General features: G+C 61.2%; 9 protein-coding genes and 2 pseudogenes. 7 read left to right on the forward strand and 4 right to left on the reverse strand.

Going from position 1 to position 13,590, the window contains the following annotated elements; translation table 11 throughout:
* Positions 1-214: 214 nt before the first annotated feature.
* From M1D99_RS27525 to selO, 5 genes and pseudogenes are all read left to right on the forward strand, one after another.
* Positions 215-871, forward strand: a pseudogene (locus M1D99_RS27525) (MCP four helix bundle domain-containing protein); the annotation flags it as partial.
* A gap of 303 nt (positions 872-1,174) precedes the next feature.
* Positions 1,175-1,774: pseudogene (locus M1D99_RS27530) on the forward strand (methyl-accepting chemotaxis protein); the annotation flags it as partial.
* Between the two features lie 282 nt (positions 1,775-2,056).
* Positions 2,057-3,799, forward strand: coding sequence for a potassium/proton antiporter (locus tag M1D99_RS27535; protein ID WP_186706033.1), 1,743 nt, complete (start codon positions 2,057-2,059; stop codon positions 3,797-3,799).
* A gap of 34 nt (positions 3,800-3,833) precedes the next feature.
* Entirely contained in the window at positions 3,834-7,196 is a 3,363-nt protein-coding gene (mscK, locus tag M1D99_RS27540; RefSeq protein WP_186706034.1) for a mechanosensitive channel MscK, read from the forward strand.
* Between the two features lie 37 nt (positions 7,197-7,233).
* Entirely contained in the window at positions 7,234-8,697 is a 1,464-nt protein-coding gene (gene selO, locus M1D99_RS27545) for a protein adenylyltransferase SelO (protein ID WP_434572812.1), read from the forward strand.
* Positions 8,698-8,859: 162 nt separating this feature from the next.
* Here selO and M1D99_RS27550 read toward each other — a convergent pair whose 3' ends face one another.
* The 3 genes from M1D99_RS27550 to M1D99_RS27560 form a co-directional block, all read right to left on the reverse strand.
* Positions 8,860-9,261 (reverse strand): helix-turn-helix domain-containing protein, encoded by a 402-nt coding sequence (locus M1D99_RS27550; protein WP_434572814.1) that lies wholly within the window; start codon positions 9,259-9,261, stop codon positions 8,860-8,862.
* A gap of 236 nt (positions 9,262-9,497) precedes the next feature.
* Positions 9,498-9,776 (reverse strand): hypothetical protein, encoded by a 279-nt coding sequence (locus M1D99_RS27555; RefSeq protein WP_434572815.1) that lies wholly within the window; start codon positions 9,774-9,776, stop codon positions 9,498-9,500.
* 247 nt (positions 9,777-10,023) lie between these two features.
* Complete coding sequence (locus M1D99_RS27560; RefSeq protein ID WP_217884362.1) at positions 10,024-10,929, reverse strand: LysR family transcriptional regulator; 906 nt, start codon at positions 10,927-10,929, stop codon at positions 10,024-10,026.
* Positions 10,930-11,133: 204 nt separating this feature from the next.
* On the opposite strand from M1D99_RS27560, the gene ycaC reads away from it, so the two are divergent.
* A complete protein-coding gene (gene ycaC, locus M1D99_RS27565; protein ID WP_018603387.1) occupies positions 11,134-11,760 on the forward strand; it encodes an isochorismate family cysteine hydrolase YcaC in 627 nt (208 codons plus the stop codon).
* A 174-nt stretch (positions 11,761-11,934) separates the two neighbouring features.
* Positions 11,935-12,357, forward strand: a complete 423-nt coding sequence (trxC, locus tag M1D99_RS27570; protein WP_434572817.1) for a thioredoxin TrxC — start codon at positions 11,935-11,937, stop codon at positions 12,355-12,357.
* A 152-nt stretch (positions 12,358-12,509) separates the two neighbouring features.
* Here trxC and M1D99_RS27575 read toward each other — a convergent pair whose 3' ends face one another.
* Positions 12,510-13,280 (reverse strand): ParA family protein, encoded by a 771-nt coding sequence (locus M1D99_RS27575; RefSeq protein WP_186706040.1) that lies wholly within the window; start codon positions 13,278-13,280, stop codon positions 12,510-12,512.
* Positions 13,281-13,590 lie beyond the last annotated feature (310 nt).

Here is a 13,590-nt window from a genome sequence, read left to right on the forward strand (position 1 = left end):
CAAGCATCTGGTTCCTACCCTTCGTCGCACGGCGACCGCTGCACTGCGACAAAAGCACGCACGGCACTCAAGACTTCGGTCGCTGGACCGATAAGTCAGTGAAACCAGTCACAGCCCCGCACGGACGCGCTTCTTCACGGTAACTTCCATGTCCCTACGTAATATGAACATCGCGCCGCGGGCGTTCCTGGGGTTTGCCCTGATCGGCGCCCTGATGCTGGCCCTTGGGGTGTTTGCCCTCAGCCAGATGAGCAAGATTCGGGTATCTGACGACAACATCGCCCAGAACAGCGTCCCCAGTATCAAGGCCCTGAACGACTTCACCCAGCTCACCCTGCGTTTGCGCGTGTTGTCCTATCGCCTGCTGACCAACCGCGAAGCGGATACCCAGCAAAAAACCCTGGATCTGTTCGAGCAGCGCAACCAGCAGGTCCGCGCCGCACAGACGGCCTATGAAAAACTCATCAGCGCGCCTGAAGAACGGGCCGCGTATGAGCAGTACGTGCAGCTGCTCAATCAGTACCGCCAGCTCGAAGAGCGGATGAAAACCCTGTCACGCAACAATCAGGTCAACGAACTGCAAGCGCTGCTCAACACCGAGCTGATGAGCAATTCCGACGCCATCAACGCCGTGCTGGCTCGTTTGACAGACATCAACAACCAGCAAGCGGAAGCATTCAATAAAAACGCGGCGCAACAATATTCCACCGCGTTCAACTGGGTCGTCACCCTGCTGGTCATCGCCACTGGCCTGACCGTGCTGTTCGCCTGGCTGCTGACCAACAGCATCACCAAGCCGATCGCCAACGCATTGGATGCCGCCGAGGAAATCGCCAAGGGCAACCTGACCCGGCCGATCACCGTTGACGGCAGCGACGAAGCCGGCCGCCTGCTGCGGGCGATGTCGACCATGCAGGACAAACTGCGCGACACCTTGCAGCGGATCTCCGGTTCGGCTACGCAATTGGCCTCCGCCGCTGAAGAACTCAACAGCGTCACCGACGAAAGCGCCCGTGGCCTGACCCAGCAGAACAACGAAATCGAACAGGCCGCCACGGCGGTCAACGAGATGACCAGCGCCGTGGAAGAAGTCGCCCGCAACGCCGTCAGCACGTCAGAAGCGTCCAGGAACGCCACTACGTCCGCTGGCGACGGCCGCGACCTGGTGCAGGAAACCGTCGGCGCCATCGAACGCATGAGTGCCGACGTACAAAGCACTGCCTCGTTGATCGGCAACCTGGCCAACGAGTCCCGGGATATCGGCAAGGTTCTGGATGTGATCCGCGGCCTGGCCGACCAGACCAACTTGCTGGCCCTGAACGCCGCCATCGAAGCCGCTCGCGCCGGTGAGGCCGGACGAGGCTTTGCCGTGGTCGCCGACGAAGTCCGTGCCCTGGCCCATCGCACCCAGCAGTCGACCAGCGAAATCGAACGCATGATCGGCAGCATCCAGAGCGGCACCGAACAGGCCGTGGATTCGATGCGCAACAGCACCGAACGCGCCGAGTCGACGCTGAACATCGCCCGCGGCGCCGGCATGTCCCTGGACACAATCAACAGCGCCATCGTCGAGATCAACGAACGCAACCTGGTGATCGCCAGCGCCGCCGAAGAACAGGCCCAGGTGGCCCGTGAAGTGGATCGCAACCTGGTGAACATCCGCGACCTGTCGGTGCAATCGGCCACCGGCGCCAACCAGACCAGTGCCGCCAGCGCCGAACTGTCGCGTCTGGCCGTGGACCTGAACAGCATGGTTGGGCGGTTCAGCCTTTAATCCGCGCAGTTGTTGATCGCTCACCAAATGTGGGCGATCAACTATCCGGCTTTTGTGGCGAGGGAGCTTGCTCCCGCTGGGTCGCGCAGCGGCCCCGTCCTGAAAAGCGACGACTGCTTCGCAGCCGAGCGGGAGCAAGCTCCCTCGCCACATGGGCTGCACCCAGAACCCGATCTCCCAAACCTTTTTTGACAGCATCACATTTCAACAGGTTAGAATCGCTGGCACGCAGACTGCATGGTCAGTTTGCGCCCGTCCTTCAGTTCTCCCGGAGTAACGCCTTTGACTGCAACGACCATCAACAGCCTGTTCTTGATCGGCGCGTTGCTGGTAGGTGCGAGCATCCTGGTGAGTTCTCTTTCGTCCCGCCTGGGCATTCCGATCCTGGTGATCATCCTGGCCGTGGGCATGGCGGCCGGTGTCGACGGCGCCGGTATTCTTTTCGATAACTACGCCACGGCCTATCTGGTCGGCAACCTCGCGTTGGCGGTCATCCTGCTCGATGGCGGCTTGCGTACGCGGGTGTCGAGCTTTCGCGTGGCGCTGTGGCCGGCGTTGTCGCTGGCGACGGTCGGGGTGTTGATTACCACCGGACTGACCGGCCTGGCGGCGGCGTGGCTGTTTGACCTCAATCTGATGCAGGGCTTGTTGATCGGCGCCATCGTCGGCTCCACCGACGCCGCAGCGGTGTTCTCGCTGCTGGGCGGCAAAGGCCTGAACGAACGGGTCAGCGCCACCCTGGAAATCGAGTCCGGCAGCAACGACCCCATGGCGGTGTTCCTCACCGTCACCTTGATCGGCATGCTGTCCAGCGGTGAAACCGGCCTGCACTGGAGCTTGTTGGGGCATCTGGTGCAAGAGTTCGGGATTGGCGCCGTGATCGGCCTGGGCGGTGGCTGGCTCATGCTGCAGATGGTCAACCGCATCAACCTGGCCAACGGGCTCTACCCGATCCTGGTTATCAGCGGCGGCCTGGCCGTGTTCGCCCTGACCAACGCCCTGCACGGCAGTGGCTTCCTGGCGGTGTACCTGTGCGGCCTGGTACTGGGCAACCGTCCGGTGCGCAGCCGCCATGGCATCCTGCACATGCTCGATGGCATGGCATGGCTGGCGCAGATCGGCATGTTCCTGGTGCTGGGGCTGCTGGTCACGCCTCACGACCTGTTGCCGATCGCCCTGCCGGCCCTGGGGCTGGCGTTGTGGATGATCCTGTTTGCCCGCCCGCTGTCGGTCATGGTCGGCCTGCTGCCGTTCAAGGCGTTCCATGGTCGTGAAAAAGCGTTTATCTCCTGGGTCGGGCTGCGCGGCGCGGTGCCGATCATCCTGGCGGTGTTCCCGCTGATGGCCGGCCTGCCCCAGGCGCAGCTCTATTTCAACCTGGCATTTTTTATCGTGCTGGTTTCGCTGCTGGTACAGGGCACGAGCTTGCCGTGGGTCGCCAAGTTGTTGCATGTGACCGTCCCGCCCGAGCCACTGCCGATTTCCCGGGCCGCGCTGGAAGTGCACGTCACCAGCGAGTGGGAGCTGTTCATCTATCGCCTGGGCAAGGAAAAATGGTGCATCGGTTCGCCCCTGCGGGACCTGAAAATGCCCGATGGAACCCGCATCGCGGCCCTGTTTCGTGGCCAGCAATTGCTCCATCCGTCGGGTAGTACGGTGCTGGAAGTCGATGATTTGCTGTGTGTTATCGGCCATGAACACGATTTGCCAGCCCTTGGAAAACTGTTCAGCCAGGCACCGCAACGAGGCTTGGATTTGCGCTTCTTCGGCGACTTCGTACTCGAAGGAGACGCCCAGCTGGCCGCGGTTGCCGCACTCTACGGGTTGAAGCTGGACGGCATCGATCCAGACATGACCCTGGGCCGCTTCATTGCCCAGAAAGTGGGCGGTGCGCCAGTAGTCGGCGACCAAGTGGACTGGAACAATACCCTGTGGACCGTCGCGGCCATGGACGGGAACAAGATCGGCAAAGTGGGCGTCAGATTCCCCGAAGGAAGTCGCCCGGGTCCCGGCTTGTTCCTCTAAACTGCTCCCACTCTCACTTGCTTGACCGGTCTCTATGCCTACCCTGCGCTCCTTTTTCGCCATTGCCCTGCTCGGCCTGAGTCTTTCCATCTGCACGGTGCACGCCGCCGAGCCGCCCACCAGTGCCTCGGTACAGGCCAGCCTGGACAAGATCGGCGACCGCAAACTGCCGGAAGCCGACCAGAAAGCCCTGCAGGCCGTGTTGCAGAACACGCTGACCCAGCTCAACAACAAGGCTGATTACGAACAGAAGCTGCAGGCACTCAAACAGCAACTGGCCACGGCGCCCAAGCAGAACATCGAGAACCAGCGCGAACTGGCGCGGCTCAAGGGCACCACGGTGGTGCCGGTGGCGCAACGCTATGCCAACTTGCCGATTCCCCAGCTCGAACAAATGCTCACGGAGCGCTCCACCCAGCAGAGCGACCTGCAAAAAGCCCTGGCCGATGCCAACAGCCTGGTCATCACCGCCCAGACCCGCCCCGAGCGCGCCCAGGCGGAAATCTCCACCAGCCAGACCCGCATCCAGCAGATCAACACGATTCTCAAGGCCGGTCGAGATGCCGGCAAGGCCCTCAGCGCCGAGCAGCGCGACCAGCTCAACGCCGAGTTGGCGGCACTCAATGCACTGATCCCGCTGCGCCGCCAGGAACTGGCCGGCAACAGCCAACTGCAGGACCTGGGCAACGGCCAGCACGATCTGCTGATGGAAAAAATCGCCCGCATGGAGCAGGAAATCCAGGACCTGCAGAACCTGATCAACCAGAAGCGCCTGGCCCAGTCCCAGGAGACAGTGACTCAGCAATCCATTGAAGCCCAGAAGGCCGGTGGCAGCAGCTTGCTGGCGACCGAAAGCTCAGCCAACCTGAAGCTCTCCGACTACCTGCTCAAAAGCACCGACCGCCTCAACGAAGTCACCCAGCAGAACCTGCAGACCAAGCAATTGCTGGACAGTGTGACCCAGACCGACGCGGCCCTGGACGAGCAAATCAGCGTGCTCAAGGGCAGCCTGCTGCTCTCCAAAATTCTCTACAAGCAGCGCCAGACCCTGCCGCGCCTGAAGCTGGACCAGACCCTGGCCGACCAGATCGCCGACATCCGCCTGTACCAGTTCGAAGTCAGCCAACAACGTGAGCTGCTGAACAACCCCAGTGCCTATGTCGACAACCTGCTGGCCTCGCAACCCTCGGAACAAGCCACGCCGCAACTGCGCAAGACCTTGCTGGAGCTGGCACTGACCCGCGTCGACCTGCTGGAGCGCCTGAACCGGGAGTTGAGCGCGGTACTCAACGAATCCATCACCTTGCAGCTCAACCAGAAGCAGCTGCTCAGCACCGCCCAGAACCTGCGGGCGACGCTTGAAGAGCAGATGTTCTGGATTCCCAGCAACAAGCCGCTGGATTTCGAATGGATGCGTGCCGTGCCGACGCGCCTGGAGAAACAGATCGACTCGCTGCCTTGGGCGTCGAGCCTCAGTGAACTGGCCGATGGCCTGACCCAACGCCCGTTGCTGTTCCTGCCCCTGGTGCTGCTGATCGGCGTGCTGCTGTGGCGGCGCAAGAATCTCTATGCCCGCTTGAACAAGGTTCACCAGGACGTTGGCCACTTCAAGCGCGACAGCCAGTGGCACACGCCCCAGGCGATCCTGATCAACATCCTGCTGGCCATGCCGGTAGCCCTGGCACTGACCCTCTGCGGTTATGCCTTGCAGATCGACGCACGCGGCCAGAACGCCAACCTCGGCGCGGCGCTGCTGCAGATCGGCCAGGCCTGGCTGGTGTTCTACACCGCCTATCGGGTGCTGGCGCCTGGCGGCGTGGCCGAGTTGCATTTCCGCTGGGAGAAACCCCAGGTCGAATTCCTCCAAGGCTGGATTCGCCGGCTCGGGCTGGTGGTACTGGCATTGGTGGCCGTGGTAGCGGTGGCCGAATTGCAACCTTCGACCCTGGCCGATGACGTGCTCGGCATGCCGGTGGTACTGACCTGCTACGCGCTGATGGCGTGGCTGCTCAGTCGCCTGTTGCTGAGCAGTCCGACGCACAAGAACACTTCGCTGTTTCGCAAGGCCGTCGGGGTGCTGTTCACCGCACTGCCGATCGCGCTATTCGTGGCGGTGTGCTTCGGCTACTACTACACCGCGCTGAAACTCAGCGACCGACTGATCAATACCTTGTACCTGCTGATGTTCTGGCTGGTGATCGAAGCCACCTTCGTGCGCGGCCTGTCGGTCGCGGCGCGGCGCCTGGCCTACCAGCGCGCCCTGGCCAAGCGCCAGGCGGCCAAGGAAGCCGGCGACGGCGAAGCCGTGGTCGAAGAGCCGACCCTGGATATCGAGAAGGTCAACGAGCAATCCCTGCGCCTGATCCGCCTCGCCCTGCTCGGCGGCTTCATGGCCGCGTTGTATTGGGTCTGGTCGGACCTGATCAGCGTATTCTCGTACCTGGACAACATCACCCTCTACGAGTACACCAGCGGTACCGGCGTCAACATGAGCATGGTGCCCATCAGCATTGGTGACATGCTCGGCGCGCTGATCATCATCGGCATTACCTTTGCCCTGGCACGTAACCTGCCGGGCTTGCTGGAAGTGTTCGTGCTGTCAAAGCTCAACCTTGCCCAAGGCAGCGCTTACGCGACCACCACGCTGTTGTCCTACGTCATCGCCGGCGTCGGTTTCGTCACTACGCTCTCCACTCTGGGCGTGAGCTGGGACAAGCTGCAATGGCTGGTGGCGGCACTGTCGGTAGGCCTGGGTTTCGGCATGCAGGAGATCTTCGCCAACTTCATCTCCGGCATCATGATCCTGTTCGAGCGCCCGGTGCGGATCGGCGACACCATCACCATCGGCAACCTGTCGGGCACGGTCAGCAAGATCCGCATTCGCGCGACCACCATCACCGACTTCGATCGCAAGGACATCATTGTCCCGAACAAGACCTTCATCACCGGGCAACTGATCAACTGGTCGCTGACCGACACCGTGACCCGCGTGACCCTGAAGCTGGGCGTGGACTATGGCTCGGACCTCGACCGAGTGCGCGAACTGCTGCTCAAGGCCGCCCGCGACAACCCGCGCGTGCTGAAGGAGCCAGAGCCGATCGTGTACTTCCTGAACTTCGGTGAAAGCACACTGGACCATGAACTGCGCATGCACGTACGCGACCTGGGCGACCGCAACCCGGTGCTGGACGAGATCAATCGCTTCATCAACCGGGAATTCAAGAAGGAGCACATCAACATCTCCTTCCGGCAGATGGAAATCTATCTGAAGAACCTGCAAGGCCAGGAATACAAGCTGGTGCCTGCCGAGCCCGACAAAAAGACCATTCCGCCCGTGCCCTCGGCTGTCGCCAGCATCAAGCCGGTGCCTGAGCCGCCGCAAGGCACACTCGACTGATTGCGGGTTGCCTGCGAGCGTCCCGCCGGAGAAGGCCATGAAAACGCTGGAAACGCTGACCTTCGATAACCGTTTCGCTCGCCTGGGCGACGGTTTCTCGGCCCACGTGCTGCCCGAGCCCATCGACAATCCACGGCTGGTGGTCGCCAGCCCGGCGGCCATGGCGTTGCTGGACCTCGACCCCGCTGAAGCCGACGCACCGCTGTTCGCCGAGATCTTCGGCGGCCACAAGCTCTGGGCTGAAACCGAGCCTCGGGCGATGGTGTATTCGGGGCATCAGTTCGGGCATTACAACCCGCAATTGGGCGATGGCCGCGGGTTGCTGCTGGGCGAGGTGTACAACGAGGCCGGCGAGCACTGGGACCTGCACCTCAAGGGCGCCGGCCAGACGCCGTTTTCACGCATGGGCGACGGGCGCGCGGTGCTGCGCTCCTCGATCCGCGAATTCCTCGCCTCGGAGGCCTTGCACGCCCTGGGCATCCCCACCACTCGCGCCTTGTGCGTGATCGGCTCGGACACCCCCGTGTGGCGCGAAAAACAGGAGCGCGCCGCCATGGTGCTGCGCCTGGCGCCGAGCCATGTGCGTTTCGGCCATTTCGAATATTTCTACTACACCAAGAAACCCGAACTGCACGCAGCCCTCGCCGAGCACGTCTTGAACCTGCATTTTGCCGAGTGCCGTGAGCAGCCGGAGCCGTACCTGGCGATGTACCGCGAAATCGTCGAGCGCAACGCCGAGCTGATTGCCAAATGGCAGGCCTACGGTTTCTGCCACGGCGTGATGAACACCGACAACATGTCGATCCTGGGCATCACCTTCGACTTCGGGCCGTTCGCCTTCCTCGATGACTTCGACGCCAACTTCATCTGCAACCACTCCGATGACCAGGGCCGCTATTCATTCAGCAACCAGGTGCCCATCGGCCAGTGGAACCTCAGCGCCCTGGCCCAGGCCTTGACCCCTTTCATCAGCGTCGACGCGCTGCGTGAGACCCTCGGGCTGTACTTGCCGCTGTACCAGGCTCACTACCTGGACTTGATGCGCCGCCGCCTCGGTTTGACCGTCGCCGAAGAGGATGACCAGAAACTGGTGGAACGCCTGCTGCAACTGATGCAGAACAGCGGCGTCGACTACAGCCTGTTCTTCCGTCGACTCGGCGACCAGGCGCCCGAGCAAGCCATTGCCACCCTGCGCGACGACTTCGTCGACCTCAAGGGCTTCGACGCCTGGGGCGAGCTCTATACCGCCCGCGTCAACCGCGAAGGCCCCGTCGATCAAGACCAACGCCGCGCCCGCATGCACGCCGTCAACCCGCTGTACGTGCTGCGCAACTACCTGGCACAGAAAGCCATCGACGCCGCCGAATCAGGCGACTACGACGAAGTCCGCCGCCTGCACACTGTCTTGAGTCACCCATTTGAAGAACAACGGGGCATGGACAGCTACGCCGAGCGCCCGCCGGAATGGGGCAAACATCTGGAGATCAGTTGCTCGTCGTAGCGCAGGCCCTGGCTAAAACAGACCTCCCACCAAACACATAACCCTGTGGCGAGGGAGCTTGCTCCCGTTGGGTTGCGCAGCGGCCCCAAGCCCTCAAAAGCGACGACTGCTTCGCAGCCGAGCGGGAGCAAGCTCCCTCGCCACAGTTAGTGCGCCAAGCCATCAAATAAAGGTCTCAACCGATACGCCGAAGCGCTCCGCCAGCCAGCGGATCTGCCTTAAATTGAGCTGACGCTTGCCGCTCAATATCTCCGATACCACCGACTGGGTACCGACACCCGGCAAGTCGCTCTGGCTCTTCCCATGCTCGCGCATCAGATAACGAAGCGCCTCAACGCCAGTGGCCTTGGGCATCGGCCGGTGTTGATGATCCCAGGCCTCGATCCATTCACCGATAATGTCCACCAGGCTCGTCAGCGGATGGGCTTCCTCTTCGCCAACCAACTCCAACAATTCATCGAGCGCTGCGACCAACCGGTCGTAATCCTCTTCGCTCCTGGGCTTACGCAGCAAGGGAGACACAAACTCCCAATGGGCGGCGACTTGTTCGATCAGTGCACTCATCCCTTTTCCTCATCGCATTTTGCTATGGACGAGTTAAACACAAATCGCATTTATCGCAAATTGCGATAACGCTAGGAAGAAAGATGACAGCTTTTACGGCGAGGATTGTCTGGACGAGAGTCATCGCGAGCAAGCTCGCTCCACAGGGGTGGGGTGTTGTCGCAAATATCGCGGTCACACAGCCATCCATGTGGGAGCTTGCTCGCGATGGCAATCTTCAATTTATCGCAGGTTACTCACCCAACTTTATCGTTCCCCTGCTCAGGCGTCTCGATCCCCGGCTCTGCCTCTTCAACCCCCTTCTCCCTGGGTTTTGCCGGCGGCTTTTCCTCGGGATAACCGGGCATGCCGCGGGCGTCTTCCGGGGTCAATTCGTCCCGATCATGGCGACGGTCGGTGGCGTAGGCCGGGGCGGCGTTGGGGTCCTCGTCGCGGCCGGCGGTGCCGAGGACGAAGCCGTCGTCGTTGGGGTTGTCCACTGTTTGGGGAGTGGCTGGGTCTTGAGGATGGCTCATGGGACCTCCTGAGTCTGCAAACAGGTACGTGGTGTCTTTTTGAGGCCGCGACAGCGTTTCAGTGCGGCGCACCTGATGAATGGCCCCTTTGATAAATGTCCTTGGAAAAGCCTGGAGTGTGAGTTCCTGTGGGAGCGGGCTTGCTCGCGAAGGCGGCGTATCAGACACATAGATGTTGACTGACACACCGTCTTCGCGAGCAAGCCCGCTCCCACAAGGAGAATCCGGTGGCATTACTGTCTCCATCCTACGCCATATCACTGTGGCTGAACTCCTCGGCCAGAAAGTCGATCAGCGTACGAACCGACGGCAGCAACCCGCGGCGCGAGGCGAAGATCGCATGGACGATCCCGCACTTGGGCGTCCAGCCCGGCACCAGTTCCACCAGCCGGCCGGCCGCGATGTCTTCGCGCACCACCACGGTGGGCAGGTGGGCGATGCCGATGCCTGCCAGCACCGCATGACGCAGGGCCAGCAGGTCGTCGGTGACCATGCGTGGCGCGTGACGGATCAGCGCGCGGGTGCCATCCGGGCCGAACAACTCCCACTGGTATTCCCGCTGCGCCGCGCCCCAGTGCACGCTGGGCAAGCCGTTGAGGTCCGCCGGGGAGGCCGGTGAAGACAAGCGCTCAAGGAACGCCGGGCTGCCCACCAGGCACTGGGTGCTGTTGCTCAGCACCTTCATGACCATGTCGGTGTTTTCCAGCGGCGGAAAGCGCACCCGCAAGGCGATATCGAACCCTTCATGGATCAAGTCGACCCGGCGGTTGGTGCTCTCGATGAACAACTCCACCCGCGGGTACTTGAGCATGTAGCGGGTCAACATCGGCCCGACCCAACTGTTGAGCAGCGCCGTCGGGCAACTGATGCGCACCAGCCCCTGGGGTTCGGAGCGGTTGCGCTCGATCACTTCCGCCGCGCTCTCGGCCTCGACCCGCATCGCCAGGCAGCGCTGGTAATAGGCCTGGCCGATCTCCGTCAGCGTGCAATGGCGGCTGGTGCGATGGAGCAACCGTACCCCGAGCCGCTCTTCCAACTGGGCGATACGCCGGCTGAGCTTTGACTTCGGCATGTCCAGCGCCCGGCCGGCCGCGGCGAACCCACGGTGCTCGACCACCTGGGTGAAATAGTAAAGCGTGTTGAGGTCTTCGATGATCGTTCTCCAGATAGAACGCTAAGGCTGATTTTCGCAGTCTAGCGCTTCAAAGGTGCCAGTTTTAATCTACACACATCGAAACGCAACACGGATTCAAACCGGCGCTTCGGCCAGATGTGTCACCCAATAATCGCTGCACCGAATTCAAAACCTTAACCACGCCGAAACCTTCGGCAAACAAAACTTAATGAGGGCTACGCCATGACTACTTCCTACAACCGTCTCGACAAAGATAACGCCGCCGTTCTGCTGGTCGATCACCAAGCCGGTCTGCTGTCGCTGGTACGCGACATCGACCCGGACCGTTTCAAGAACAACGTGCTGGCCCTGGCTGACCTGGCGAAGTACTTCCAACTGCCGACCATCCTCACCACCAGCTTCGAAACCGGCCCCAACGGCCCGTTGATGCCCGAGCTCAAGACATTGTTTCCGGACGCGCCGTACATCGCCCGTCCTGGCCAGATCAACGCCTGGGACAACGAAGATTTCGTCAAGGCAATCAAGGCCACTGGCAAGAAACAACTGATCATTGCCGGCGTCGTCACCGAAGTCTGCGTAGCCTTCCCGGCCCTGTCAGCCCTGGCTGAAGGTTTCGAAGTGTTCGTGGTCACCGATGCATCTGGCACGTTCAACGAACTGACCCGTCAATCGGCCTGGGATCGCATGTCTTCCTCCGGTGCGCAATTGATGACCTGGTTCGGCCTGGCCTGTGAACTGCACCGCGACTGGCGCAACGACGTGGAAGGCCTGGCGACCCTGTTCTCCAACCACATCCCGGACTACCGCAACCTGATGACCAGCTACAACACGCTGACCAACGCAAAATAACTGGCAACACTGAACTAAATGTGGGAGCGGGCTTGCTCGCGAAGACGGTGTGTCAGTCGACATCTATGTGTCTGACACACCGCATTCGCGAGCAAGCCCGCTCCCACAGGTTTTTGCAGCGGTTTCTATATAGTGTTCAATCTGTGCAATTGCTTTTTCGAGGAGAACGTCCCGATGCTGATCCCCTGCCCCCATTGCAACGGGCTCAATCGCATACCCGCCGAACGCCTGGGCGACCAGCCCAAGTGCGGGCGCTGCAAGGCCCAGGTGTTATTGAGCAAGCCGTTCGAACTCAAGCAAGGCGACTATGCCAGCCAGATCAAAGGCGACCTGCCGTTGCTGGTGGATGTGTGGGCCGATTGGTGTGGGCCATGCAAGTCCTTCGCGCCCGTGTTCGAACAGGCCGCCGCGCAAGTGGCGGGCAAATGTCGGCTGGCCAAGCTCGACAGCGAGGCCAACCAGCAGTTGTCGGCACAGTTGGGGATCCGCTCGATTCCCAGCCTGATTCTGTTCAAGGATGGCCGGGAAGTGGCGCGCCAGAGTGGGGCGTTTCCCTTGCCTCAATTGATGAGCTGGTTGCGCAGCCAGGGGATTTGAAGCCATGAGATGAATGTGTGCGAGCTTTGTGGGAGCAAGGCTTGCTCGCGATCCAGGCGCTGCGGTCCTCAAGAGACCGCGGCGTTTTCATCGCGGGCAAGCCTTGCTCTCACAAAGCCCGCTCCCACATCTTGGTTTTGCACAGGTCAGATTCAGGCGCTTTCCAGCAGGCTATGCAACTCCATGAACTGTTGGGTCAGTTTGTGTCGCGGGTCGAGGTGGATCAGCGGCAGGCTAGCCTGGTGGGATTCGCGCATGCGCACCGAACTGCTCAGGTACACCGGCAACACCGGCAGGCCTTCGGCGATCAGTTCGTCGAGAATCTGCTGCGGCAGGCTGGCGCGGGCCTGGAACTGGTTGACCACGATACCTTCGACTTCCAGGCCTTCGTTATGGTCGTCCTTGAGCTCTTCGATTTCCGCCAGCAGGCCGTACAGGGCCTGACGGGAAAAACTGTCGCAGTCAAAAGGTATCAACACCCGATCAGCGGCGATCAGCGCCGAAACCGCATAGAAATTCAAGGCTGGCGGGGTGTCCAGGTAAATCCGGTCGTAATCCTCCTCCAGCTCTTCGAGCAATTTGCGCAGCTTGTTGATCTTGTGCTTGGCCTCGAGCTTGGGCTGCAGGTCCGTCAGCTCCGCCGTGGCGGTGATGACATGCAGGTTGTCGAAGGGTGTTTCGTAGATATCCACCTTGTTCTTTTTCGAGAACGGCCCGGACGACAGGGTCTGCTTGAAGAAATCGGCAATGCCCATGGGGATGTCATCGCCGGTCAGGCCAGTCAGGTATTGAGTGGAGTTGGCCTGGGCATCCAGGTCTATCAATAGCGTGCGATAGCCTTCGCTGGCGCTGACCGCCGCCAGATTGCAGGCGATGCTGGACTTGCCCACGCCACCTTTCTGATTGAACACCACACGCCGCATGTCAAAACCTCCGTGTATCAAAGATTCCCGAGTGTAGTAGGGCGCGACACCGCTTAGCTACCTTCTGCGTAGAAGGACTACAGCGACGGTGGCTTTTCCAACGATTCAGGCGTCAATTAAGTCCAGTCAATGACAGGAACAACCGACAGACAAACTCGCGATGATCGCGACAATGGTCTTGCCTGGCACTGAGCGGACCAACCCGTACGTTTTTGCTGGACAAAATGTAACCAGTATTTGCTACAAGCCAACCGCACCGGGATAATGCGCGCCACTTGGGTCGCAAGGCCATGCAGGGTTGGACGCGGGT

The sequence above is a fragment of the Pseudomonas sp. R3-41 genome (assembly GCF_054161485.1).